The sequence below is a fragment of the Phenylobacterium haematophilum genome, from assembly GCF_014196295.1.
GTDB classification, from domain to species: Bacteria; Pseudomonadota; Alphaproteobacteria; order Caulobacterales; family Caulobacteraceae; genus Phenylobacterium; species Phenylobacterium haematophilum.
In genome coordinates this window covers 1,122,972-1,145,600 of record NZ_JACIDK010000001.1, presented here as the reverse complement: position 1 = coordinate 1,145,600, position 22,629 = coordinate 1,122,972, and the positions used below count along the sequence as shown (strand labels likewise).

The 22,629-nt window shown below is 66.9% G+C and carries 23 protein-coding genes and 1 pseudogene; 12 read left to right on the top strand and 12 right to left on the bottom strand.

The annotated features are described in order from the left end of the window. Nucleotides 1–44: 44 nt before the first annotated feature. Nucleotides 45–1,823 carry a patatin-like phospholipase family protein gene (locus tag GGQ61_RS05705; protein ID WP_183770502.1) on the bottom strand — a complete coding sequence of 593 codons (1,779 nt, stop codon included), beginning with the start codon at nucleotides 1,821–1,823 and terminating at the stop codon, nucleotides 45–47. A gap of 96 nt (nucleotides 1,824–1,919) precedes the next feature. On the opposite strand from GGQ61_RS05705, the gene GGQ61_RS05700 reads away from it, so the two are divergent. Together GGQ61_RS05700 and GGQ61_RS05695 are read left to right on the top strand one after the other, a co-directional pair. Beyond that, nucleotides 1,920–2,756, top strand: a complete 837-nt coding sequence (locus GGQ61_RS05700; RefSeq protein WP_183770500.1) for an enoyl-CoA hydratase-related protein — start codon at nucleotides 1,920–1,922, stop codon at nucleotides 2,754–2,756. A 5-nt stretch (nucleotides 2,757–2,761) separates the two neighbouring features. Beyond that, nucleotides 2,762–3,160, top strand: coding sequence for a DUF1489 family protein (locus tag GGQ61_RS05695; RefSeq protein ID WP_183770498.1), 399 nt, complete (start codon nucleotides 2,762–2,764; stop codon nucleotides 3,158–3,160). A 10-nt stretch (nucleotides 3,161–3,170) separates the two neighbouring features. On the opposite strand, the gene panC is transcribed toward GGQ61_RS05695, so the two are convergent. After that, nucleotides 3,171–4,022: a pantoate--beta-alanine ligase gene (panC, locus tag GGQ61_RS05690; RefSeq protein ID WP_183770496.1), complete on the bottom strand. Its 852-nt coding sequence runs from the start codon at nucleotides 4,020–4,022 to the stop codon at nucleotides 3,171–3,173. Nucleotides 4,023–4,191: 169 nt separating this feature from the next. Between panC and GGQ61_RS05685 the strand changes: the two genes are divergently transcribed. Next, nucleotides 4,192–5,016: a division plane positioning ATPase MipZ gene (locus GGQ61_RS05685; protein WP_183770494.1), complete on the top strand. Its 825-nt coding sequence runs from the start codon at nucleotides 4,192–4,194 to the stop codon at nucleotides 5,014–5,016. 10 nt (nucleotides 5,017–5,026) lie between these two features. Next, nucleotides 5,027–5,446 (top strand): J domain-containing protein, encoded by a 420-nt coding sequence (locus GGQ61_RS05680; protein WP_183770492.1) that lies wholly within the window; start codon nucleotides 5,027–5,029, stop codon nucleotides 5,444–5,446. A gap of 5 nt (nucleotides 5,447–5,451) precedes the next feature. Here the strand turns inward: GGQ61_RS05680 and GGQ61_RS05675 are convergent, their stop codons facing one another. Beyond that, nucleotides 5,452–6,747: a D-alanyl-D-alanine carboxypeptidase gene (locus tag GGQ61_RS05675; RefSeq protein WP_183770491.1), complete on the bottom strand. Its 1,296-nt coding sequence runs from the start codon at nucleotides 6,745–6,747 to the stop codon at nucleotides 5,452–5,454. 306 nt (nucleotides 6,748–7,053) lie between these two features. On the opposite strand from GGQ61_RS05675, the gene GGQ61_RS05670 reads away from it, so the two are divergent. From GGQ61_RS05670 to GGQ61_RS05655, 4 genes are all read left to right on the top strand, one after another. Further along, nucleotides 7,054–7,488 (top strand): phasin family protein, encoded by a 435-nt coding sequence (locus GGQ61_RS05670; RefSeq protein ID WP_183770489.1) that lies wholly within the window; start codon nucleotides 7,054–7,056, stop codon nucleotides 7,486–7,488. A gap of 112 nt (nucleotides 7,489–7,600) precedes the next feature. Continuing rightward, on the top strand, nucleotides 7,601–8,062 hold the full coding sequence (locus GGQ61_RS05665; RefSeq protein WP_183770487.1) for a RidA family protein: 462 nt from the start codon (nucleotides 7,601–7,603) through the stop codon (nucleotides 8,060–8,062). Further along, on the top strand, nucleotides 8,059–8,805 hold the full coding sequence (locus GGQ61_RS05660; RefSeq protein WP_183770485.1) for a glycerophosphodiester phosphodiesterase family protein: 747 nt from the start codon (nucleotides 8,059–8,061) through the stop codon (nucleotides 8,803–8,805). The genes GGQ61_RS05665 and GGQ61_RS05660 overlap by 4 nt, the downstream gene beginning before the upstream one ends. Then, the gene (locus GGQ61_RS05655; protein ID WP_183770483.1) at nucleotides 8,802–9,962 is read left to right on the top strand and encodes a GNAT family N-acetyltransferase; all 1,161 of its coding nucleotides are present in this window, start codon (nucleotides 8,802–8,804) and stop codon (nucleotides 9,960–9,962) included. The genes GGQ61_RS05660 and GGQ61_RS05655 overlap by 4 nt, the downstream gene beginning before the upstream one ends. 12 nt (nucleotides 9,963–9,974) lie before the next feature. On the opposite strand, the gene GGQ61_RS05650 is transcribed toward GGQ61_RS05655, so the two are convergent. Next, the gene (locus GGQ61_RS05650) at nucleotides 9,975–11,513 is read right to left on the bottom strand and encodes an acyl-CoA synthetase (protein ID WP_183770481.1); all 1,539 of its coding nucleotides are present in this window, start codon (nucleotides 11,511–11,513) and stop codon (nucleotides 9,975–9,977) included. A 152-nt stretch (nucleotides 11,514–11,665) separates the two neighbouring features. On the opposite strand from GGQ61_RS05650, the gene GGQ61_RS05645 reads away from it, so the two are divergent. After that, nucleotides 11,666–12,103 carry an HIT family protein gene (locus GGQ61_RS05645; protein WP_183770479.1) on the top strand — a complete coding sequence of 146 codons (438 nt, stop codon included), beginning with the start codon at nucleotides 11,666–11,668 and terminating at the stop codon, nucleotides 12,101–12,103. A 104-nt stretch (nucleotides 12,104–12,207) separates the two neighbouring features. Here GGQ61_RS05645 and clpA read toward each other — a convergent pair. The 4 genes and pseudogenes from clpA to GGQ61_RS05625 form a co-directional block, all read right to left on the bottom strand. Next, nucleotides 12,208–14,500: pseudogene (clpA, locus tag GGQ61_RS05640) on the bottom strand (ATP-dependent Clp protease ATP-binding subunit ClpA); the annotation flags it as partial. 6 nt (nucleotides 14,501–14,506) lie between these two features. Further along, nucleotides 14,507–14,836 carry an ATP-dependent Clp protease adapter ClpS gene (gene clpS, locus GGQ61_RS05635; protein ID WP_056734830.1) on the bottom strand — a complete coding sequence of 110 codons (330 nt, stop codon included), beginning with the start codon at nucleotides 14,834–14,836 and terminating at the stop codon, nucleotides 14,507–14,509. 151 nt (nucleotides 14,837–14,987) lie between these two features. Continuing rightward, on the bottom strand, nucleotides 14,988–16,256 hold the full coding sequence (locus GGQ61_RS05630) for a DNA polymerase IV (RefSeq protein WP_183770475.1): 1,269 nt from the start codon (nucleotides 16,254–16,256) through the stop codon (nucleotides 14,988–14,990). After that, the gene (locus GGQ61_RS05625; protein WP_183770473.1) at nucleotides 16,253–17,146 is read right to left on the bottom strand and encodes an ROK family protein; all 894 of its coding nucleotides are present in this window, start codon (nucleotides 17,144–17,146) and stop codon (nucleotides 16,253–16,255) included. The genes GGQ61_RS05630 and GGQ61_RS05625 overlap by 4 nt, the downstream gene beginning before the upstream one ends. A gap of 124 nt (nucleotides 17,147–17,270) precedes the next feature. On the opposite strand from GGQ61_RS05625, the gene GGQ61_RS05620 reads away from it, so the two are divergent. Then, nucleotides 17,271–17,966 carry a YceI family protein gene (locus tag GGQ61_RS05620; RefSeq protein ID WP_183770471.1) on the top strand — a complete coding sequence of 232 codons (696 nt, stop codon included), beginning with the start codon at nucleotides 17,271–17,273 and terminating at the stop codon, nucleotides 17,964–17,966. Here GGQ61_RS05620 and GGQ61_RS05615 read toward each other — a convergent pair. Further along, nucleotides 17,963–18,631 (bottom strand): hypothetical protein, encoded by a 669-nt coding sequence (locus tag GGQ61_RS05615; protein WP_343056044.1) that lies wholly within the window; start codon nucleotides 18,629–18,631, stop codon nucleotides 17,963–17,965. The genes GGQ61_RS05620 and GGQ61_RS05615 overlap by 4 nt on opposite strands. A 110-nt stretch (nucleotides 18,632–18,741) precedes the next feature. Between GGQ61_RS05615 and GGQ61_RS05610 the strand changes: the two genes are divergently transcribed. Then, nucleotides 18,742–19,107, top strand: coding sequence for a response regulator (locus GGQ61_RS05610; RefSeq protein WP_056018205.1), 366 nt, complete (start codon nucleotides 18,742–18,744; stop codon nucleotides 19,105–19,107). A gap of 7 nt (nucleotides 19,108–19,114) precedes the next feature. Then, the gene (locus GGQ61_RS05605; RefSeq protein WP_183770469.1) at nucleotides 19,115–20,479 is read left to right on the top strand and encodes a PleD family two-component system response regulator; all 1,365 of its coding nucleotides are present in this window, start codon (nucleotides 19,115–19,117) and stop codon (nucleotides 20,477–20,479) included. A gap of 11 nt (nucleotides 20,480–20,490) precedes the next feature. On the opposite strand, the gene GGQ61_RS05600 is transcribed toward GGQ61_RS05605, so the two are convergent. From GGQ61_RS05600 to GGQ61_RS05590, 3 genes are read right to left on the bottom strand one after another with little or no spacing between them, the layout of a single operon-like run. Then, on the bottom strand, nucleotides 20,491–20,862 hold the full coding sequence (locus GGQ61_RS05600; RefSeq protein ID WP_183770467.1) for a tRNA-binding protein: 372 nt from the start codon (nucleotides 20,860–20,862) through the stop codon (nucleotides 20,491–20,493). Continuing rightward, nucleotides 20,840–21,799, bottom strand: a complete 960-nt coding sequence (locus GGQ61_RS05595) for a DMT family transporter (protein WP_183770465.1) — start codon at nucleotides 21,797–21,799, stop codon at nucleotides 20,840–20,842. The genes GGQ61_RS05600 and GGQ61_RS05595 overlap by 23 nt, the downstream gene beginning before the upstream one ends. Before the next feature lie 44 nt (nucleotides 21,800–21,843). Then, nucleotides 21,844–22,593, bottom strand: coding sequence for an AraC family transcriptional regulator (locus GGQ61_RS05590; protein ID WP_183770463.1), 750 nt, complete (start codon nucleotides 22,591–22,593; stop codon nucleotides 21,844–21,846). Between the last annotated feature and the right edge of the window lie 36 nt (nucleotides 22,594–22,629).

The following is a 22,629-nucleotide window of genomic DNA, read 5'->3' as shown; positions in this document are numbered from 1 at the left end:
AATATGGGCCCGATTTTCCGGTTCGCAAACCCCTTCATCGAAGCTCAAGCGAGCGTGACGCCCCGAGCGACGGCTTCGTCGTCGCGGCCGGCCCCTCGGCGCAGCTCGGTCACAGTCCGCGGCAGCTTGTCGAGGACCTCAATCGTCGCGCGATAGCCAGCGTCGACGGCAGGATCGAAGGCCGACCAGTCGCGGATCTCCACACCGGTGAGGTCGGGCGTGATCAGAACGTCGGTCGCTTCCCGCGCCGCTGCGAGATCTCGTCCACTAGAGACTGTCGCGGCGCGCATCAGCAGGGAGACGATCGGCGGGCCTTTGCGCCATTGGCCCGACCGGATCCAGCGCCAAACCGATTCCGGCCGCGCGACGTCGTCGGCGGTGATCGAGCGCCCCCGGCTGACGTCAACCCCGACGATCGGTCCGAGTTGGGTCAGTCGCATGATGTCCGCCGGGAAGTTCTTCATCACCGCGCCATCGACGAGGACGTTGTTGTCCTCGGTGGTGGCTGGCGGCAGCACACCGGGCAAAGAGATCGTCGCGCGCAACGCCTCGCGCAGCAGCCCGCTCTTGTGGAGTTGGTAGGCGCCGGTGGTCAGGTTCGAGGACACGCAGAAGAACGGAAGCCACAGGTCGGCGATCTGGATGTCGTCGAAGTGCTTGGCCAAGCGCTCGCGCACCTTTTCGCCGCGGGTCATGGCCAGCAGCGGCAGAGCGATGTCGTCCAGCGGGCTGGTGGTGACGAATGCGTCGCGGATCCGCCGCTCCATTTCCTCGCCGTCCCAGCCGACCGCCAAGCCTGCGCCGATGATCGCGCCCATGGAGACGCCGCAGACGAAGTCGATCGGCACGCCGCGCTCACGCAGGGCCTTGATGGCGCCCACGTGTGCGTAGGCTCGCGCGCCGCCTCCAGAGAGCACCAGGCCGACCGATTGGCCCGTCAGCAGGCGGGCGATCCGCTGTGCGTCGTCGCCGTTGTCGCGGCGGACATGGAAGAGCCGGGCGGGCCGCAACGCATCGACCCAGGCCTGGGAGCCCTTGGGGGCCTTACAGGTCTTGGTCTGTACGAGGATCAGGTCGACCAGGCCCTGAGCCTGAAGCGGCTCGCCGTGGGCCAGTCCCTGCGAAGGTGGGACGGTGTCGCCACGGGCGACGCGGAACAGGCGATCAACCTGGCGACCGACCACCTGCTTCCATCCGATGTCCTCGACCTCGGCCGCATAGAGCACGAAGTCATAGTCGCGCTCGACCTCGGAGAACCATTCGGTTGGGGCCTGCTGGGCCTCGCTGCCGACCACGGTCACCGAGTAGCCGAGCCGCCCGATCTCGCGGGCGACCTTGTCGAGCAGCGGGCGGACGGCGACAGCGGCTCCCGTCGCAACAAAGCCAAAGACCGACGGCTCGCCGATCGAGGTCTTGCTGACCGCCTGGCGGCTGCGCAGGATCATCAGACGCGCCAGTTCGGTCATCACCGAGGCGTCAGTCTCGGCCGCCTCGAAGAACGCTTCGCGGGGAAGGGCGAAGATCTCGGAGTCCCGTAGCGCGACGACTGCGCCGCTGTGCGGCGCGCCGGTGATCAGAGACATCTCGCCCGCCGGTTCGCCCGGCCGGATCACGCCTAGGAACTGCGGCTCGCCGTTCTCGTCCTTTCGGAAAGCGCCCAGGCGTCCGGCACGCAAAAAGTAGAGGTGGTCGGCGGGCTCGCCGGCCTCAAACAGCGTCGCTCCGCCGGGCAGGGAGAACCACGTCGCTTCGCCGTGGCCGCGCTCCTCGTAGAAGAGACGGGCCAACGCCGATTCGCTGGGAATATCAGGCAAGCTGACCACGCCAGCAGCCTAGCTTGCGTCGCTCCGGGGGGCTATGGCTTGGCCTGATCCAAACTTCCGGCCCAGCGTTGTTGAAGGATTCAGGAGACCGCAGCCATGACCAATCCGATCGCCGACCCGCTGGTCGAAATCACTGACACCGACGCCGAGTCCCGGCTGGTCGACATCGACGCGACCCTGGAGGGCGTGGCGACCGTGACGCTCAACCGGGCGATCCGCCGCAACGCCTTCAACGCCGAGCTGATCGCCGCCCTCCACGAGGCGTTTGAGACGCTGCAAGGCGCCGAGGGCGTGCGGGTGGTGTTCCTGCGTGGGGCGGGCTCGACGTTCAGCGCAGGCGCCGATCTGGATTGGATGCGCGAGGCGGCTGACCGCAACGAGGCGGACAACCGCGACGACGCCATGCTGCTGGCGCGGATGCTCAAGAGCCTGTGGGACATTCCCGCGCTCACAGTGGCGCTGGTCGAAGGCGGGGCCTATGGGGGCGGCGCCGGCCTTGCCGCGGCGTGCGACATGGCGGTCGCCACCGCCGACGCGAAATTCAGCTTCTCCGAAGTTCGGCTCGGCCTGATCGCAGCCACCATCAGCCCCTACGTCGTCCAGGCGGTCGGGCCGCGCGAGGCGCGAGCGCTGTTCGCGACCGGCAAGGTGTTCGACGCCGCCTACGCCGAGAAGGTGGGGCTGGTCAGCGAGGTGGTCGCCGACGGCGCCCAGCTGACCGAGGCGCGCGACCGGATCGCCCAGGATATGATGGCCTGCGGCCCCGAGGCGGTCGCCCAATCCAAGAAGCTGGTCGAGGACGTCGCCTATCGGCCGGTCGAAGATGTGATGGAAGAGACGGCGCGGCGGATCGCCCGCATTCGCGTCAGTCCCGAGGGCCAGGAGGGCGTGCGGGCTTTCCTCGAAAAGCGCAAGCCCAACTGGCAGATCTGAAGACCATGGCGCTGCACATGATCAAGCTGGTGGTGGGGTGCGACACCATCGAGGACCTGCTCGCCTGGCATCAGGCGGGAAGACCCTGGATCATGCACACCCGCCAGACGCCAAAGCGCGCCGCCGAACTGCTGCAGGGCGGATCGCTCTATCGGGTGTTCAAGGGCGTGATCATGTGCCGCCAGACCATCCTGGCCGTCGATACCGTGGGCGAGGGTGTGGCCGCCCGCTGTCAGGTCACCGTCGATCCAGAGATCGTCCGCGTGGCGCCGACGCCGCGGCGTGCATTCCAGGGCTGGCGCTATCTAGAGGCCAAGGACGCGCCGCCGGATCTCGCCGGGGGCGTCGACGGCGAGATTCCGCCGGAGCTGGCGCGCCAGCTGCGTGAGGCCGGCGCGTGGTAGCGGCAGGCGGCTAGACGGCCATGTTGTCGATCAGGCGCGTCTTGCCGACCACGGCGGCGGCCAACACGCGGCCGGGAACCGTCAGCGGACCGGGGCCCGGATGGCTCAGGTCGTCGGCGTTGCGGACTTCGAAATAGTCGATGCGCTGGAAGCCCGCTCGCTCAAGGGCGGCCAAACCCGTGGCCTCGACCCGTTCGACGGTCTCGCCGGCCTGCAAACGGCGCACTGCATCGGCCAGCGCGACATTCATGCGGCCTGCGACCTCTCGCTCAGCGTCGCTGAGATAGGCGTTGCGCGAGGAGCGGGCGAGGCCATCCTCCAGCCGCGAGGTCGGGGCGCCGACGATCTCGACCGGAATGTCCAGATCGCGGACCACGCGCTTGATGACCTGCAGCTGCTGGAAGTCCTTCTCGCCGAAGATTGCAACGTCTGGCCCGCATTGCAGCAGCAGCTTCGAGACGACGGTGGCGACGCCGGCGAAGTGGCCGGGGCGGGCGGCGCCATCGAGCGGCTCAGTCACGCCGGTGACATTGACGGTGGTGGAGAAGCCTTGCGGGTACATTTCGGCGACCGTCGGAGCGAAGAGCAGGTCGCAGCCTGCGCCGGCCAGCAGCTCGGCGTCCCGCGCTTCGCCGCGCGGATAGGCGTCGAAGTCCTCGTTGGGGCCGAACTGAGTCGGATTGACGAACACGCTGGCGACGACGCGGTCGGCCTTGGTCTTGGCCAGCGCGATCAGCGACAGGTGACCTTCGTGCAACGCGCCCATGGTCGGGACCAGCGCGACCCGCTCGCCCGTGCTGCGCCAGGCTGCGACCTGAGCGCGGAGGTCGGCGACAGTGCGGACGATGGCGATCTGAGGCATGATGTACTCGCTAAGCAGGGTGTGGGGCTTATGGCGCGGTCGGCCGGCGGCGTCCATTCCATCCACAGCCGTAGCGGCGCCTTACGTTGACGGCGCGTCGTGGTGAAGGTTCCTGTTAACCAATAGAATCGGTGCGAGGTCGCCGAATCGGTTTTGGAGTTGAGAATCGATGTCACAAGCCAAGGTGATCGTCGTCGGGAACGAGAAGGGCGGGGCGGGGAAGTCCACCATCGCCATCCACGTCGCGACCGCCCTGCTGCATGCGGGAGCCAAGGTCGCCACGCTGGATCTCGACGTGCGCCAGCAGTCGATGGCGCACTTCTTCGCCCACCGACGGGCCTGGCTGGACGCCAATGGCGCGGCGGCCCCCATGCCGCTGGAGTTTCAGCTGCCGGCCGAGCTCGCCAAGGCCGCCGACGCAGATGCGCTGGCTCAGTTCGAGGACGCGTTCGGCCGGGCGGCCGAGCAGGCGGACTTTGTTTTGATCGACACCCCCGGCAGCGACACTGCCATCGGCCGCGCCGCGCACGGCCAGGCCGACCTGGTCGTCACGCCGATGAACGACAGCTTCGTCGACTTCGACATGCTGGGCGTGGTGGACCCTGTTACCCTGGAGCTGAAGCGACCGAGCCTCTATTCGGAAACCGTCTGGAACAGTCGCAAGGTTCGGGCCGTGGCGACCGGCAAGTCGATCGACTGGGTGGTTCTGCGCAACCGCTTGGCCCCGACCGAGGCGCGTAACCGCAAGCGCCTGGATGAGCGCGTCCAGGCGCTCTCGCGCCGGGTCGGCTTCCGCGTGGGGCCGGGCCTGCGTGACCGGGTTATCTATCGCGAGCTGTTCCCGTTCGGCCTGACCATTGCGGACCTGTCGCCGACGATCCGCCCCGTGGCGATGTCGCTGCAGCACGTGGCCGCGCGCCAGGAACTGCGGGCGCTGATGGGCTCGCTGGGCCTGTCGGGGCTGGACGGCGACGAGCTTCTGGCGGCGCAATAGCCGAGTCCAGATGCTCTATCTCGCCCTTGGCTGCCTGGCGTTGGTCCTGCTGGTCTGGATCACCCGCGGCAAGCCCATGCTGAAGCGGCGCGAGTGGCGGTTCCTGGCCGGCGCGTTGGCGATCGCCTGCTTTGCGGCGGCGGCTTATGTCGGCGTGCGCGGCGGGTGGGGCAAGTCCATCGTGCTGGTGGTCATGGGCCTTTGGCTTGCCGCGTCCACACGGCGGACGGGGATGGCGGTTCCACCGGCCGCCGGACGAATCAGCGATAGTGAAGCGCGATCCATTTTGGGGGTCGGGCCGAGCGCCACCGAGGCCGAGATCAAGGAGGCCTATGGCCGCCTGATGCGCTTGGCCCACCCTGACAAGGGTGGGACCAGCGGCCTGGCCGCGCAGCTCAACGCGGCCAGGGATCGTCTGTTGAAGAAGTAGTTTCGTCAGGCCGGCTTGACGACCATGCAGGCCAGACGCTTAGCCTTCAGGGCTTGGCAGGCATCCTTGGCCGAGGCTTCAGTGTAGCCCGAGAACCGCGCGCGGTAGGAGCCGCCCACCTTGCCGCCGACTTCGCCGTTGGCGGCGCTGAAGTGCTTGCCGAAGCGCTTGGAGACCAGGGCGAGCTGTTCCTTGGCGTCGGCCTTCGACTTGAACGCGCCGACCTGGACCGACCACTTTCCGGCGGCTTTCTTGTCGCGCAAGGCGCTCTTGGAGGGCTCGACGATCTTGGTGCGGGCGGCGGCCGGCGTCGGGCTGGCGGAGGCGAGCACGATCTTCAGGCCGTCCTGCTCGTTGTCGCCTTGCTCCACCGAGGGGCGGACGATCGGGCCGCTGGGCTCCGGTTCGAACAGGTTTTGGGCGACGGTGATCTTCTCGCCGCGGTCGCGGCGGGCCATGACGTCGAAGCCCGTCAGAATCAGGTCTTCGGCGTTGTTGTTGCGCACCGCGGTCGACGGCGCGCCCAGCACGACGGTGATCAGGCGGCGATTGTCGCGCACCGCGGAGACCGCGATGTTAAAGCCAGAGGCGTTGGTGAAGCCGGTCTTCAGGCCGTCGACGCCCGGCATTCGGCCGAGCAGACCATTGTGGTTGCGCATGGTCACGCCGCGGAACGTGAAGCTCTGCTGGCTGAACAGCTTGTAGTACTGCGGGTAGTCGCGCATCACCGCGCGCGACAGAATGGCGATGTCGCGGGCCGTCGAAACCTGGCGGCTGTCAGGCAGCCCAGAAGCGTTGACGAAGCGGGTGTTCTGCATGCCGAGCTCTTCGGCGCGCAGGGTCATCATCGCCGCGAAGCGCGCTTCCGAGCCGCCGAGCTTTTCGGCCAGCGCGACGGCGATGTCGTTGGCGGATTTGATCGCCAGGGCCTGCATCGCCTGTTCGACGGTCAGGGTTTCGCCGGGGCGCAGGCCAAGCTTGGTCGGCGCCTGCGCGGCGGCGCGGGGCGAGATCACCACCGGGTCGTCAAGCCGGATGCGGCCGGCCGCCAGCGCCTCGAACGCCAGGTACAGCGTCATCACTTTTGTAATCGAGGCGGGATACCGGGGACTGTCCGCGCGTTTGGCGTACATGACCTCGCCGGTCTTCGCATCGACCACAATGGCCGCGTACTTCGGTTGGCTGGCGGGCAGCTGAAGGTAAGAAACCTGAGCCTGTGCGGTCGAGGCCGTCACCGGCGCGATGGCTGTCGCGGCGGCGAGGGCAAGGGACGCAATCAGGCGGCGGGCGCGCTCGAACATACGGTTCGTCCGTCGATACAAAGGGTTAAGCGGCCCCCCGGGCCACTCCAGGTGAGTCCTAGCATGCCAGCGGTAGCCTTGCGCGATGGTAAACAGGACTTGAACGGGCCCATTTGTCGCGCCTGATGCGTTCAACTCTTGCGTGAACGCCCTGCGCCTAGTGAACGGCTAGGCGATTGTGCACTGCACAAAATCCCCTTGACTGCTGCACTGCAACATGGGAAACGAGGGGGAGTTCAAGGCAAGTCCCCCGTCCACGTTTGCGTCGCGGTACCACCGCCCCATCCCGACCCCAGGAGCCCGCCCATGGCCGCCGCTGAGACCGTCAAGAACACTGTCGAACAGTTCACCACCGCCGGCAACGTCGCCTTCAAGGACGCCGTCGAGAAGTCGCTCGCTCAACTGAACGAGATGAACACCCATTCGAAGAAGAACCTGGAAGCCGTCATCGCCTCGGTGACCGCCTCGACCAAGGGCGCTGAAGCCCTCGGCGCCCAGGCCATGGCCTACTCCAAGAAGGCCATTGAAGATCACGTCGCCGCCGCCAAGTCGCTCTCGGGCGCCAAGTCGGTGCAGGAAGTGATCGAACTTCAAACCACCTACGCCAAGTCGGCCCTCGACGCCTACATCGCCGAAGTTTCGAAGATGTCGGACATCGTGTCGTCGTCGGTGAAGGATGCGGTCAAGCCGCTCAACGAGCGCGTCACCGCCGCCGTCGAGCGCCTGCAGGCCGCTCGCTAAGAGCTCCCAGTCGCCCCGCCTCGGCGGGGTGTCAGAACGGAAAAGGCCCGCGCCAGCCCAGGCGCGGGCCTTTTCTCTTTTCGGGTCCAGAGCGCAGCGCTAGACCTTCGGCATGTCGAAGGTCGAAGAACGCCTGTCTGCGCTCGGGCTCACCCTGCCGCAGCCCAATCCGCCGGTCGCCAACTACGTGCCCTTCGTGAGGGCCGGCGATCTCGTCCACATCTCGGGCCAGGTGTCCGTCGACGCCGGCGGCGGAATTCGCGGGACGGTCGGCGAGGACGTCGACATGGAAACCGCCAAGGCCGCGGCCCGGCTGTGCGGGATCAACCTCATCGCCCAGATGAAGGCGGCCTGCGACGGCGATCTGGATCGCGTCGTCCGCGTGGTGAAGCTGGGCGGCTTCGTGCAGGCCGGTCCGGACTTCCTGGAGATTCCGCAGGTCGTAAACGGGGCCTCGGATCTGATGGTCGAGGCCTTCGGCGACACCGGCAAACACGCCCGCTCGGCGGTCGGCGTCTATCGCCTGCCGCTTGGCTTCTCGGTCGAGGTCGACGCAGTGGTGCAGGTTCGGTGAGCAACCCGTTCGGCGAAGCCTGGGACCTGCTGTTCCACCCGCCGGTGGCGCACCGGGGCCTCTGGACCCGTGGCGGCGCACCGGAGAATTCACTGGCTGCCTTCCAGGCCGCCTGCGAGGCGGGCTACGGCGTCGAGTTGGACGTTCATCTGTCGTCGGACGGGGAGGCGATGGTCTTCCACGACGACGACTTGAAGCGCATGACCGGCGTCGAGGGCAAGCTGCGCGACCGGACGGCCGCCGATCTCGCCGAACTGTCGCTCAAGGGCACTGACGAGAAGATCCCGACCCTGCGCGAGACCCTGGCCCTGATCGGCCGCCGGGCGATGGTGCACATTGAGCTGAAGACGCCCTATGGCGAGGTCGGGCCACTGGAACAGCGCGTCCATGAACTGCTGATCGATCACGCCGGCCCGACCTGCGTCATCGGCTTCAATCCGTACTCGCACGCCTGGTTCGCCGATCGGTTTCCGGGCGTCCTGCGCGGCCTGGACAGCTACGACTACAAGCAGGCGCCGGGCATGAACGAGGCGCAGCGCGAATCCTTCGCCCGGCTCGAGCACGTCTCGATCGCGCGCCCGCACTTCCTGGCGCTGCATATCGGCATGCTGCCGGACGAGCGGGCTGCGAGGTTCCGCGAGGAGGGGGTGCCGGTCGTCGCCTGGACGGTGAGAGAACCTGCGCAATGGGATGCGGTGAAAGACTACTGCGACAACCTGATCTTTGAGGGTTTCGAGGCGTGAAGCTGAAGCCGGCGGTGCAGATCAGCCGCCGAATCGCCGAGATCGGGCGCGAGGCCTGGGATGCCTGCGCCGGCCATCCGGACCATCGCGGCAACCCATTCGTCGCCTTCGACTTCCTGGATATCGCCGAAGCGGCGGGATGCGCGGTCGAGCGCACCGGCTGGGGGCCGCAGCATCTGGCGGTCGAGGACGAGGCCGGCCAGGTGGCCGCGGTCATGCCGCTCTATCTGAAGTCTCACAGCCAGGGCGAATACGTCTTCGATCATGCCTGGGCCGACGCCTATGAGCGGGCGGGCGGGCAGTACTATCCGAAGCTGATCTCGGCGGCGCCGTTCAGTCCGGTCACTGGGCCGCGGCTGCTGGTTCGGCCCGACTGCGACCTTGAGGACGCGCGCCGCATCCTCTTGGGCGGCGCGCTGGCCGTGTGCGAGCGGTACGAGGTCTCGTCGCTGCACGTGAACTTTCCGACGCAAAGCGAGTGGGACTGGCTGGGCGATCACGGACTGCTGCAGCGCCAGGGTCAGCAGTATCACTGGCTGAACCAGGGCTACGGCGACTTTGATGGGTTTCTCGAAGCGCTGTCGTCAGGCCGCCGCAAGACCATCCGCCGCGAGCGGCGCGACGCGCAGGCCGAAGTCGAGATCGTCACCCTGACCGGCTCCGACATCACGGAGGACCATTGGGATGCGTTCTTCGCGTTTTACATGGACACCGGTTCGCGAAAATGGGGGCGGCCCTATCTCAATCGGCTGTTCTTCTCGCTGCTGGGCGAGCGCATGGCCGATCGTGTGCTGCTGGTGATGGCGCGTCGCGGCGGCCGCTGGATCGCCGGGGCGCTGAACCTTATCGGCGAGGACTGTCTCTACGGCCGCAACTGGGGCTGCATAGAGGACGTGCCCTTCCTGCACTTCGAGCTCTGCTACTACCAGGCTATCGAATGGGCGATCGAGAAGGGGCTGGCGCGCGTCGAGGCCGGTGCTCAGGGCCAGCACAAGATCGCCCGCGGCTATCTGCCGGCGCCCGTCTACTCGGCCCACCACATCTCCGACACCCGGCTGCGCGGCCCGGTGGACGACTTCCTGCGTCGCGAACGGGAGGCCGTGAATGGCGAGATGGAGTGGCTGGCCGAGGAGTACTCGCCGTTCCGCCAGGGCTGATGGTCGCCCCGTTCAGATCTTGCGATCCTGCCAGTAGGCGTCGCGCAGGATACGCTTGTAGAGCTTCCCGGTCGGCAGACGCGGCATCTCTTGGATGAAGTCGATGGAGCGCGGCGCCATATAGTGGGCCAGGCGCTCGCGGGCATAGGTCATCAATTCGGCCGCCAGGTCGTCGCTCGGGGCCTGGCCGGGCGCGGGTTCGATCACCGCCTTCACCGCTTCGCCCATCTCAGGGTCAGGTACGCCGAAAACGGCCACGTCCGCGACCTTGGGGTGGGTGACTAGGGCGTCCTCAATGGCCTGCGGATAGATGTTCACCCCGCCGGAGATGATCATGAAGGCCTTGCGGTCGGTTAGGTAGAGATAGCCGTCTTCGTCGAGATAGCCGACGTCGCCCAGGGCGTTCCAGTTCGGGTGCTTGGGGTGGCGGGCCGAGGCGGTCTTGGCCGGGTCGTTGTGGTACTCGAAGGTCGGCGCCTCGCGCTCGAAATAGACGAGGCCCGTCTCGCCGACCGGCAGCTCATTGCCGTCTTCGTCGCAGATGTGCAGGACGCCCAACGCCGCGCGGCCGACCGAGCCAGGATGCTTGAGCCAGTCTTCGCTGGTGATGAAGGTTGAGCCCGAAGCTTCCGTGCCCGCGTAGTACTCGTAGAGGATCGGACCCCACCACTCGATCATCTGGCGCTTGACCTCGACCGGGCAGGGCGCGGCCGCGTGGACAGCGACCTTGTGGCTGGAAAGGTCGTAGCGAGTGCGAACCTCTGGTGGGAGTTTCAGCATGCGCACGAACATGGTCGGGACCCACTGGCTGTGGGTGACCCGGTGTTTCTCGATCAGATGCAGCGCCTGCTCGGGATCAAAGCGCTCCATCATCACCACCGTGCCGCCGAAGGATTGAACCGTCAGCACATAGGCCAGCGGCGCGGCGTGATAGAGCGGGGCGGGCGACAGGTAGACCGACTGCGCCGACAGTTCGTAGCGGTTGGACGCCTGACGCGTCTCGAACCCCTCCGCCGGCGTGATCTCGGGCAGGGGGCGAAGGATTCCCTTCGGGCGTCCAGTGGTGCCCGACGAGTAGAGCATGGAATCGCCCATCCACTCCTGGGCCAATGGCTCAGGCGAGCACGACGCGACAGCGTCCTCATATGACGCCCAGCCTGGGATCACTCCACCGACCATCAGACGGATCGGGCAGTTCGGGATCAGGTCGAGGAGTTCGGCCGCCGTATCGCGCTTGGCGTAGGAAGTGATAAGCGCCTTCGCCCCGCAGTCGCTGGCGATATAGGCGGCCTCGTCCGCGGGGAGGTAGCGGTTGATGGTCGTGACATAGAGGCCCGAACGGAACGCCGCCCAGACCGGCTCCATGAACGCTAGGTTATTCTCCATCAGAACCGCGATGTGATCGCCACGGCGCAGGCCTTGGGCGTAAAGGAATTGCGCTAGGCGGTTCGACCGTTCGTTCAGTTCTGCGAACGTGACTGCCCGGCCGGTGTCGGCCGAAATCATGGCTGGCTTGTCGGGCGTCAGCCGGGCGTGATCGGCGAGATACATCGCTTACCCTCCCTCCGCGGCCTTTGCTGGCCGTCTGTGAGAGCAGGTTATCGTAAGGCGAGGAGGCGTAAACCCGTAGCGCGCTCAACGCCCGTGTTCCGTCATCCGGGGCAATGCGCTACCACCGTGCGACGAGTTTGAAGGAGCGCCCCATGAGCCTGGACGGGACCTACGAGGACGGCAACATCTTCGCCAAGATTCTGCGCGGCGAGGCTCCGGCGGCGAAGGTTTTCGAAGACGGCGAGATCCTCGCCTTTATGGATGTCTTCCCGCAGTCCAGGGGCCATACCCTGGTGATCCCCAAGCACTCTCAGGCGCGCAATCTGCTGGAGGTCGAGCCGGAGGTGCTGGCCCCGCTCATGCTTGGTGTCCAGCGCATCACCCGAGCGGTGCGCTCGGCGCTGAACCCCGACGGCATTATGGTCGCCCAGTACAACGGCGCGCCGGCGGGCCAGACGATCTACCATCTGCACTTTCACATCATTCCGCGCTGGGCGGGCCTCGAGCTTGGCCGTCATGGCGCCGGCGGCATGGCCGATCCGGCCGAGCTGAAGGCGCTGGCCGAGCAGATCGCGGCCAAGATCTCCTAGGCCCTAAAGCCGCAGCAAAGAAAAACCCCGGAGCCGAAGCTCCGGGGTTTCGCATTTTCAGGCCTTTGAAGCGGGTTAGTCGGCCAGCTCGGGAGCGGCGTCCTCGGCTGGATCCTCGATGATCGGGGCGCCCGGTTCGCGGTCGTCGCCTTCGATCTCGAAGCCCAGCTTGCTGTCCTTGAGGACCACTTTGACGTGGCCGCCCTTGACCAGCTTGCCGAACAGGATCTCGTCGGCCAGCGGCTTCTTGATGTGCTCCTGGATGACCCGGGCCAGCGGCCGGGCGCCGTAGAGCTCGTCGAAGCCGTTCTTGGCCAGCCAGTCTGCCGCTTCTTCCGTCGTTTCGATCGTGACATGACGATCGGCGAGTTGGGCTTCCAGCTGCATGACGAACTTCTGGACCACCTGGCGGATGATCTCCTGGGTCAGCGGCTTGAACTGGACCACCGCATCCAGACGGTTGCGGAACTCCGGCGTGAACAGGCGCTTCAGAGCCTCGTCCACCTCATCGTCCTGCTTGCCGCGGCCGAAGCCTATGGCGTTGCGCTGGGCGTCAGAGGCGCCGGCGTTGGTGGTCATGATCAGGACCACGTTCCGGAAGTCGACCTTCTTGCCGTTGGCGTCGGTCAGGACGCCGTGGTCCATGACCTGCAGCAGGATGTTGAAGACGTCCGGGTGAGCCTTCTCGATCTCGTCCAGCAGCACGACCGCGTGCGGGTGCTGATCGACGGCGTCGGTCAGCAGGCCGCCCTGGTCGAAGCCGACATAGCCGGGAGGCGCGCCGATCAGGCGGCTGACCGTGTGGCGCTCCATGTACTCCGACATGTCGAAGCGCAGGAGCTCGATGCCCATGGTCGAGGCCAGCTGGCGGGCGGTCTCGGTCTTGCCGGTGCCGGTGGGGCCCGAGAACAGGTAGCAGCCGATCGGCTTGTTCGCGTCGCGCAGGCCCGCCCGCGCCATCTTCATGGCGGCGGACAGTTGCTCGATCGCGTCGTCCTGGCCGTAGACCGCGCGCTTCAGATCGACCTCGAGCTCCTTCAGCGCCACCGTGTCGGACTTGGAGACCGACTTCGGCGGGATACGGGCGATCTTGGCGACAACCGTCTCGATCTCCTTCACGCCGATGGTCTTCTTCCGCTTGCCCTCGGGCAGCAGCATCTGGCTGGCGCCGGCCTCGTCGATGATGTCGATGGCCTTGTCCGGCAGCTTGCGGTCGGTGATGTACTTGGCCGACAGCTCCACCGCCGACTTGATGGCGTCATTGGTGTAGCGGAGCTTATGGAACTCCTCATAGTAGGTCTTCAGACCCTTGAGGATCTTGATGGTGTCCTCGATCGTCGGCTCGTTCACGTCGATCTTCTGGAAGCGCCGGACCAGGGCCCTATCCTTCTCGAAGTGCTGACGGAACTCCTTGTAGGTCGTCGAGCCCATGCAGCGCAGGGTGCCTGAGGCCAGGGCGGGCTTCAGCAGGTTGGAGGCGTCCATCGCCCCGCCGCTGGTCGCGCCGGCGCCGATCACCGTGTGAATCTCGTCGATGAACAGGATCGCGTCGGGGTGGTTTTCCAGCTCCTTGACGACCTGCTTCACGCGCTCTTCGAAATCGCCGCGATAGCGGGTGCCGGCCAGCAGCGAGCCCATGTCGAGCGAGAAGATCGTCGCGCCGGCCAGGACTTCCGGGACCTGGTTGTTGATGATCTTGCGGGCCAGGCCTTCGGCGATGGCAGTCTTGCCGACGCCCGGGTCGCCGACCAGCAACGGGTTGTTTTTGGTGCGGCGGCACAGGATCTGAATGCAGCGCTCGACTTCCGCCGCGCGTCCGATCAGCGGGTCGACCTTACCCTGCTTGGCCTTCTCGTTGAGGTTGACGCAGTAGGCCTCAAGGGCCTCTCCGCCGGTCTTCACCGCGGGCTTGTCCTCGTCTTCAGCGCCCTTGACCGTCTTGGGCTGGTCGGCCCCGGCCTTCTTGGCGATGCCATGGGCGATGTAGTTCACAGCATCGTACCGCGTCATGTCCTGCTCTTGCAGGAAATAGGCGGCGTGGCTCTCGCGCTCGGAGAAGATGGCCACGAGCACATTGGCTCCGGTCACTTCCTCGCGGCCCGAGGATTGGACGTGAATCACGGCGCGCTGGATCACGCGCTGGAACGACGAGGTCGGCTTGGCGTCCTCGCCGTCGTCGACGACCAGGGAGCGGAGCTCGTTGTCCACGTAATTGGTGAGAGTGGTGCGCAAGGCCGCCAGGTCCACGTCGCACGCGCGCATCACACCAGCCGAGTCCTCATCGTCGATGAGGGCGAGCAGCAGGTGCTCTAGCGTCGCGTACTCGTGCTTACGCTGGTTTGCGAAAGCCACCGCGCGGTGGAGAGATTCTTCAAGCTGGCGCGAGAATGACGGCACTGGGCCTCAATCCTTTTCCATTGTGCATTGTAGCGGGTGCTGATGCCGGCGGGCGGTATCAACGACCTGGGCCACCTTTGTTTCCGCCACTTCGTATGTGAACACGCCGCAGACACCGACACCATGTTGGTGAACGTGCAGCATGATCCGCGTCGCGTCTTCGCGCGACTTGTTAAAGTATTGCTCAAGCACGTAGACGACGAATTCCATCGGCGTGTAGTCATCATTCAGGATGAGCACGCGATACATCGACGGCTTTTGCGTCTTCGGCTTGGTCTGAGTGATGACCGTCGACCGGACGCCCGTATCTTGATCACCTTGCTTGCGCTCGGCCATCGAACAGGTCTCCTGAGGGCAGCAGCCCTCTCTACAATGGATTAGATATGGAAAAGGCTGCCGTATGGAAGGGTTGAAATGTCGCCCAAAGGCCCCAACCCGTCTAACCGTGCGTTTTTGTCACCCCGAATGCGGGGGAACATGGCGCCCCTCAATCATGGGAGGTGCGTCTCGCCCCCAACGCTCGCCCGGAGGTGATTGCATTGGGGCCGAATCGCGCTCGTAGCCTATCCACGGCGCGTTCCTCCACCAGCGCCTTCTGCTCGGCGCCGGCGAAAAAGTCGTGCTCTACGGCGTCGGCGTCGATCAGGTCCGCCATGCCGATGCCGATCAGCCGCCAGGGCCGTCCGTCGACTTCCTTGGCCAGGAGTTCGCGGCCCACGGCGAACAAGGTTTTGGCTGTCTGGGTCGGCACGGGCAGCGCCCGGCGGCGGGTGATGATCTTGAAGTCGGTGCGACGCAACTTCAGCGTCACGACCCGGCCGGCGACGCCGCCGGCGCGGGCTTGGCGGGCCACCCGCTCGCAGAGCGGAGCGAGCTTGTCTTCCAGGTCCGAGCGCGAGGAAAGATCTTCGTTGAAGGTGGTCTCGGCGCTGATGCCCTTGCGTTCCTCGTTCGGATTGACGGTGCGGTTGTCGCGCCCGTGCGCCAGATCGTGCAGCCGCAGGCCCTGGGCGCCGAAGCGCCGCGCCAGAACCTTGACGTCGGCGCGGGCCAGGTCGCCGACCTTGCTGAAACCCGCGCCTTCCAGCGACTTGATCATGGCTGGCCCGACGCCGGGGATGATGCCGACCGGCTTGGACGCCAGGAAGCTCTGCGCCTCGGCCGCGCCGATCACCGAGAACCCGCGCGGCTTGTCGAGGTCGGAGGCGATCTTGGCGAGGAACTTGTTGGGCGCCAGGCCAATCGAGACGGTGATGCCGATCTCGGCCTCCATCTTCGCCTGCAGCCGGGCCAGGATTTCGGCGGGCGGCCCGCGGTGAAGGCGATCGGTGCCCGAGAGGTCTATCCACGCCTCGTCGAGCGAAAGCGGCTGAACCAGCGGGGTGAGGTCGCGCACCATCTCCATGATCCGCCGGCTCTCCGTGCGGTACTTGGTGAAATCCGGTTTGAGGATCACCGCTTGGGGGCAGAGCTGGCGAGCCTTGAACATCGGCATGGCCGAGCGCACGCCGCTGATGCGGGCGATGTAGCAGCATGTGGTGACCACGCCGCGCTTGCCGCCTCCGACGATCACCGGCTGGTCGCGCAGCGAAGGATCGTCGCGCTTCTCCACAGAGGCGTAGAAGGCGTCGCAGTCCATATGGGCGATGGAAAGCGCCTCGAGTTCGCTGTGCGCCACGATCCGCGGCGAGCCGCAGGCCGGGCAGCGGCGTTCGAACTGGCTGCGCTTGAAGCAGTCGCGGCAGAGGGCGCTCATGGCGACAACGGCCACAGCCAGGCCGCGCCCCGCACGCCCGATGAATCTCCGTGCATGGCCGGCCGGATCTCGGTCTCGAAGACGTCGGAGAACACCAGGGGCGCGATGGCGGCGGGCAGCCGCTCGTAGAGTTCGCCGACATTCGACATCCCGCCGCCGAGGACGATGACGTCGGGATCGAGCACGTCGCAGACCACCGCCAGCCCGCGTGCCAGGCGGTCGACATAGCGCTCCAGGGCGTCGGCGGCTGAGAGTTCGCCGCTTCGGGCCGCTTGCACGACCTGCTCGGCGGACAATCCGCCGCCGTGATCCTTGGCGAGGCCGGGGCCCGAGACCCACAGCTCCATGCAGCCGTGCCGCCCGCACCAGCAGGATGGACCAGGATGCTCGGCGTCGGTCGGCCAGGGCAGGGGCATATGCCCCCACTCGCCGGCGAAGGCGTTGCGGCCTTCGAGGATCGCACGGTGGACCGCAACGCCCGCGCCGCAGCCGGTGCCCAGGATCGCAGCGAAAACCACGTGGCGGCCGGCCGCGGCGCCGTCGACGGCCTCCGACAGCGCCAGACAGTTGGCGTCGTTGGCGTAGCGGATGGGGCGCTCCAGCACGCGGGCGAGGTCGGTCGGAAAAGGGTGGCCGTTCAACTCAGTGGAATTTGCGTTGCGCATCAGGCCGGTGGCCGGGGAAGGCGAGCCGGGGCCGCCGACCCCGATGCGGGCTCCCTTCACTCCGGCCTGGCGCTCGGCCTCGCTGACCAACTCCCGAACCGCTTCCAGCCCGGCGGCGTAGTCACGGGGCGAGGCGCCGCGCACGCGGGCCTGGAAGCGGCCCTGCGCGTCCAATGCCGCAGCCTCGATCTTGGTGCCGCCGAAGTCCACGCCGATACGGATCATGAGGTCATGGTTTGTTCCGTTTCGCTTGCTCGCGCAATGGGGCGGGGCGGCGATTTCCGTTGGCGCGCCAGCCGGGCTGGTGCGACGCTCAGTTGTGGCCAGACACACTCAAAGGACCGGACTCATGAAGCTTGCCGCCTGGGCGTTCGCCGCCCTTACCGTCGCCGCCTGTTCGCAGCCGCAGGCCGAGAAAAAGGCGGCCGAGCCGGCCGCGCCGATGGCCGCCGCTCCGGCGGTGCAGAACACGGCGCCTCCGGGCGAGTACAAGCTGGACAACACCCACGCCAGCGTCACCTTCCGGGTCAATCACCTGGGTCTGTCACGCTACACGGCTCGTTTCACCGACATCGCCGGCAAACTGAACTTCGATCCCGCCAACCCCGCGGCCATGTCCGTGGAGGCGACCGTCGATCCGAATTCGCTCGAAACGGACTTCCCTCTGGATGAGCCGGACTTTGACGCCGAGCTTACGGGTCCGCAGTGGCTGGACGCGGGCCGGTTTCCGACCATCACCTTCAAATCGACCAAGGTGGAGCCGACCGGCGCCAACACCGCCAAGGTCACGGGCGACTTCACCCTCCACGGCGTGACGCGGCCGCTGACACTGGATGTGACCTTCAACGGCGGCTATGCGGCCGGCGGCATGGATCCGAGCGGCGCGCGCATCGGCTTCTCGGCCAAGGGCGAGATCAAGCGCTCGGAGTTCGGGATCGCCTACGGAGTGCCGGCCGCGGGCACGAACTTCGGCGTCAGCGACGCGGTCGAGATCATCATCGAAGCCGAGTTCACCCAGCCGGGCCCGGCCAAGCCGGCGGCTTAGAGCACCGCCGCTTCGATCGCCTCGCGCAGCGTGCGCCAGTCGTCGATCCTGGTATGGCGCTCGGGGGCGGTCGGAGCCAGGGGCTGGAGGCGCGGATCGGCGACCATCTGGAAGCGGTTCACGCCCGGCGCGCTTTCGGCGACCGAGTCGAGGTTCGAGATCAAGTCGTCGATAAAGGCGGCCTGCGCCTTCACCTGCCGGGCCATCAGGGCCGCGACGGGTCCTTTTGGTCCGGTGTTGAGCACCAGCGGATAGTCCATGCCGTGGCGGCCCAGCCAACGGGCCCGCGCCATGCGGGCGGGGCCCGGCGCGTTGGTCAGGATCACGACATTGGCGCGCTGGGACAGAGCTCGCAGCGCTTCCGGGCCGCCGGGCGCGGGTTCCATGTCGCCGCAGCCGAGACGGAAGAAGTCGTCGAAGTGGGTACGGCCTTCGTCAAGCGGCAGATGCTGAGTCTCGCCGGGGCGGTAGATGTTCTGGAACAGCGCGAAGCGGTCGACGCGAAACTCCAGGCCGCGCCCTTCCAGGAAGCGCCCGAACCCCTGCATGAACAGGCCCAGCACCTCGTCCACGTCGACCAGCAGCAGCGGCCGATGCGGATCGACGCCCAGTTCCAGCAGGTTGGGCGCCCGCGGCGGCGGCAGTTGAGGTGAAACGCTGGCCAAAGGGCCCTCCGGTGCGACTAACGCGAGTTTAAGGATATCCGTGAGATTAACGATCCAAAGGTGGGGTCAGCGGTCGATTCGCGGGCTCTCGAAGCATCGTCGAGACGAAAATGGCCAAGAAGGTCCTCATCGTCGAGGACAACGAGCTGAACATGAAGCTGTTTCATGATCTGCTCGATGCCCAAGGCTACGAAACCCTACAGACCCGCGAGGGGCTGCAGGCGCTTGCGTTGGCGCGCGAGCATCGTCCTGATCTGATCTTGATGGACATCCAGCTGCCCGAGATCTCCGGTCTGGAGGTCACCAAGTGGCTGAAGGAGGACGACGAACTCGCCGCGATTCCGGTCGTGGCGGTCACGGCCTTCGCCATGAAGGGCGACGAGGAGCGGATTCGCGAGGGCGGCTGCGAAGCCTATTTGTCGAAACCAATTTCAGTGTCGCACTTTCTCGATACCATCCGGCGATTGTTGAGCTAGTTCGCCCATGTCCGCCCGCATCCTCGTCGTCGACGACATCGAAGCCAATGTGCGTCTGCTGGAAGCGAAGCTGACGGCTGAATACTACGATGTCCTGACGGCCAGCGACGGGCCGACGGCGCTGGCGATCGCGGCCAAGGAAAAGCCCGACATCGTCCTGCTGGACGTGATGATGCCGGGCATGGACGGCTTTCAGGTCTGCCGCCGGCTGAAGGATGATCCTGAGACGCGCCATGTTCCGGTGGTTCTGGTCACCGCCCTGGACGGCCGCGCCGATCGCATCGCCGGACTGGAGTCGGGCGCCGACGAATTCCTCACCAAGCCCATCGACGACGTCATGCTGTTCGCCCGCGTGCGCAGCCTGACCCGGCTCAAGATGGTCATCGACGAGTTGCGTGACCGCGAAGCCTCGGGGCGCCGCATGGGCGTCATCGCCGGCGCGGCCTCGCGCCTAGGCGGCACGGGCGGTCGGATCCTCATCGTCGACGACCATGAGCGCCAGGCCCAGCGGGTCGCTACCGAACTGGCGATCGAGCACCGTCCGATTATCGAGGCCGATCCCGAAAAGGCGTTGATGACCGCCAAGGGACCGGTTGATTTGATCATCGTCAACGCCACGGCGCGCAGCTTCGACGGCCTGCGCTTCGCCGCCCAGCTGCGCTCTGACGAGGCGACGCGACATCTGCCGGTGCTGGCGATCGTGGATTTCGATGAGCGGCCGCGGTTGGTGAAGGCGCTGGAGATCGGTGTCAACGACATCCTGCCCAAGCCGATCGATCCGCAGGAGCTGGCTGCCCGCGCCCGCACCCAGATCCGCCGCAAGCGCTATACCGACTACTTGCGCGACAATCTCGATCACTCGCTGGAACTGGCGGTTACCGACCAGCTGACCGGGTTGCACAACCGTCGCTACATGACCGGCCAGCTGGAGGCGCTGGTGCGCCGCGCCACTCACGGCGGCGATCCGGTAGCCTGCCTTTTGATCGACATCGACCACTTTAAGAAAATCAACGACGGCTACGGCCATGACGTCGGCGACGAGGTGCTGCGCGAGTTCGCCGTGCGCCTAGCCTCCAACGTCCGGGCCATAGACCTGCCCTGCCGCTATGGCGGCGAAGAGTTCGTAGTGGTCATGCCCGACACCAAGCTGGAGGACGCCGAGCGCATCGCTGAGCGCATCCGGCTACATGTCGCCGGCTCGCCCTTCCGGGTGATGGGCGGCAGCGAACTGCTGACGGTCACGATCTCGGTCGGCGTCGCCGCCACCCTTGGCGAGAGCGACAAGCCCGAAGCGCTGCTCAAGCGCGCCGACGAGGCGGTCTATGAGGCGAAGGCCCACGGCCGGAACAAAGTCGTCGCCCGCGCCGCCTAGCGGCCCTGCGATCAGGCCAGCCGAGCGCCGTTGGGGACGGTCCCCGCCGGCGCGGCCAGCACGATGCGGCCGGCCTCGTCTGGAAAGCCCAGAATCAGAACCTCCGAGCGGACCGGGCCGATCTGGCGCGGCGGGAAGTTCACCACCGCCATGACACTGCGGCCGACCAGCTCCTCTAGCGTGTAGAGCTCAGTGATCTGGGCCGAGCTCTTTTTCACCCCGATCGCCGGGCCGAAGTCGATGGCCAGCCGGTAGGCCGGCTTGCGGGCTTCGGGGAACGGCTCGGCCGAGACGATCAGGCCCGCGCGGATGTCCACTTTGGCGAAGTCGTCGAAGACGATCTGCGCGGCGGCCGGTTCGTCAGGCGTGCTGATCTTGTGCATGGGCGGCTCCTTGGCTCGGGCGGTGCGCCGACACGCAGGTGACGACGCTGGCGACCATCAGTGCGATGGCGGCGAGTTCGGCGGTGGTCGGCCAGCGCTGCTCCCACAGGAAGCCGTAGAGCAGGGCGAACAGGGTCTCGAACAGGATCATCTGGCCGAGCAGGGTCAGCGGCAACAGTCGGCTGGCGCGGTTCCAGAAGGCGTTGCCGACAATCGAGGCGAAGATGGCGACGCCGGCCGAGACGGCGATGAAGCGCATCCACTGGTCGGACGCGTGGGCGCTCGCGCCGATCAGCGCTGCCGGGATCGCCAGGACCAGCGCCTGGGCCCCCGTCGCCACCCCGGTCAGCAGGCTCCAGTCGTGGGCGGAGACGTGCTGCGCGCGCGCCAGCCACCGGCCGTTCCAGACCGCGTAGGTGGTCCAGGAGACCAGCGCGCCGATGGCGCAGGCTAAGCCGACCATGGCCTTGGCTTCAGAGCCTGGCGCGGCGGCGTCCACCGACTGCCAGGCGATGCAGGCTACACCGGCGGCGCCCATGACCAGAGAGGGGACCAGTCGGTGCAGCGGGACGGCGCCATGGTCACGGCTGCCGATCACCGTCACCGCGACGGGCAGGAAGCCGACCACGACCGAGGTCATGGCCACCCCGCCCATCTGCACGGCGCTGGCGAGGAGGACGTAGTAGAGGGTGTTGCCCAGCACGCTGAGCCATGTCAGCGCAATCCACTCGCGCCGGCCGATGGCGGCGCTGACCGCACGCCAGCGCGGGGCCAGCAGGGCCGCCGCGAACGCGCCATAGGCGACGTAGCGCCCGGCCGCCAGCTGCAGCGGCGTGAACTCCGAGGCTAGCTCCGGCGCCAGGAACACCAGTCCCCAGAGCGCGCCAGCAGCCAATCCGCACCCGACGCCTAGCAATGTGCGGCCTTGACCTGTCATCAGGCGGCAGATGCCACGAAACGGACGCCGGGTCTTGGCCGGGGCTACTGTCCTTTGGGCCCCGTCTCGCGTTCTTGCCGACGATAGGCGGCCGGCGTCATGCCCGTGGCCCGCCGCATGGCCCGCGTCAGGGCGCTCTGATCGCCATAGCCGCAGCGATGGGCGATCTCGGCGATCGAGGCTGGCGAGGTGGACAGCCAGCCCCGCGCCAGGCGCAGGCGCACCTCGCTCAGCCAGGCGCGCGGGCTCATGCCGAGCTCGGATTGGAACAGCGCGTGCAGGCGGCTGACGCTGACGGCCGCCCGCTCGGCCATCATCGTCGTGGTCCAGGGCAGGGCGGGCTCCGCTTCGATCTGCGCGGTGAGCCGCGCCAGGCGAGAGGCGGCGCTGGGCGGGGTCTGCGCCAGGGCATCGACGAGCAGGGGCGTCCAGAGCGCCACGGTGGCAGGCGTCGCGCGCCCCTCGCCGATCATTAGGCCCATATAGTCGATGAGCTTGGTGGCGGCGGGCGTGAGACTGACAAACGGCGTGCGCGCCAGCCGCTCGGCCATTTGCGGGGCCAAGCCGGCTAACTGCAGGTCGAGGATGATCGAGCGGTTGGCTGTGTCGCTTATGGTCGAATGCGATGTCCCGGCGAGCACGAAGGCGGCGCGGCCGACAGCGAGTCGGCCGCCCTGGCCGGCGATGTCCAGTTGCAACGCGCCGCTAAGCGGCAGCACCAGCTGGTCGAAGCTGTGGCTGTCGGGGCCGCGGTCGGCGCCATAGCTGCGGATGCTGAAATCCAGGGTCGTCATGGGGCGAATGTTAGCCGACGCTGCGGGGAGGCGACA

Bases quoted from the DNA above. Each gene is read 5' to 3' on its own strand.
- GGQ61_RS05700 (WP_183770500.1), top strand. From the start codon at position 1,920: ATGACCAATCCGATCGCCGACCCGCTGGTCGAAATCACTGACACCGAC.
- GGQ61_RS05695 (WP_183770498.1), top strand. From the start codon at position 2,762: ATGGCGCTGCACATGATCAAGCTGGTGGTGGGGTGCGACACCATCGAG.
- panC (WP_183770496.1), bottom strand. From the start codon at position 4,022: ATGCCTCAGATCGCCATCGTCCGCACTGTCGCCGACCTCCGCGCTCAG.
- GGQ61_RS05685 (WP_183770494.1), top strand. From the start codon at position 4,192: ATGTCACAAGCCAAGGTGATCGTCGTCGGGAACGAGAAGGGCGGGGCG.
- GGQ61_RS05680 (WP_183770492.1), top strand. From the start codon at position 5,027: ATGCTCTATCTCGCCCTTGGCTGCCTGGCGTTGGTCCTGCTGGTCTGG.
- GGQ61_RS05675 (WP_183770491.1), bottom strand. From the start codon at position 6,747: ATGTTCGAGCGCGCCCGCCGCCTGATTGCGTCCCTTGCCCTCGCCGCC.
- GGQ61_RS05670 (WP_183770489.1), top strand. From the start codon at position 7,054: ATGGCCGCCGCTGAGACCGTCAAGAACACTGTCGAACAGTTCACCACC.
- GGQ61_RS05665 (WP_183770487.1), top strand. From the start codon at position 7,601: ATGTCGAAGGTCGAAGAACGCCTGTCTGCGCTCGGGCTCACCCTGCCG.
- GGQ61_RS05650 (WP_183770481.1), bottom strand. From the start codon at position 11,513: ATGTATCTCGCCGATCACGCCCGGCTGACGCCCGACAAGCCAGCCATG.
- GGQ61_RS05645 (WP_183770479.1), top strand. From the start codon at position 11,666: ATGAGCCTGGACGGGACCTACGAGGACGGCAACATCTTCGCCAAGATT.
- clpS (WP_056734830.1), bottom strand. From the start codon at position 14,836: ATGGCCGAGCGCAAGCAAGGTGATCAAGATACGGGCGTCCGGTCGACG.
- GGQ61_RS05630 (WP_183770475.1), bottom strand. From the start codon at position 16,256: ATGAGCGCCCTCTGCCGCGACTGCTTCAAGCGCAGCCAGTTCGAACGC.
- GGQ61_RS05625 (WP_183770473.1), bottom strand. From the start codon at position 17,146: ATGATCCGTATCGGCGTGGACTTCGGCGGCACCAAGATCGAGGCTGCG.
- GGQ61_RS05620 (WP_183770471.1), top strand. From the start codon at position 17,271: ATGAAGCTTGCCGCCTGGGCGTTCGCCGCCCTTACCGTCGCCGCCTGT.
- GGQ61_RS05610 (WP_056018205.1), top strand. From the start codon at position 18,742: ATGGCCAAGAAGGTCCTCATCGTCGAGGACAACGAGCTGAACATGAAG.
- GGQ61_RS05605 (WP_183770469.1), top strand. From the start codon at position 19,115: ATGTCCGCCCGCATCCTCGTCGTCGACGACATCGAAGCCAATGTGCGT.
- GGQ61_RS05600 (WP_183770467.1), bottom strand. From the start codon at position 20,862: ATGCACAAGATCAGCACGCCTGACGAACCGGCCGCCGCGCAGATCGTC.
- GGQ61_RS05595 (WP_183770465.1), bottom strand. From the start codon at position 21,799: ATGACAGGTCAAGGCCGCACATTGCTAGGCGTCGGGTGCGGATTGGCT.
- GGQ61_RS05590 (WP_183770463.1), bottom strand. From the start codon at position 22,593: ATGACGACCCTGGATTTCAGCATCCGCAGCTATGGCGCCGACCGCGGC.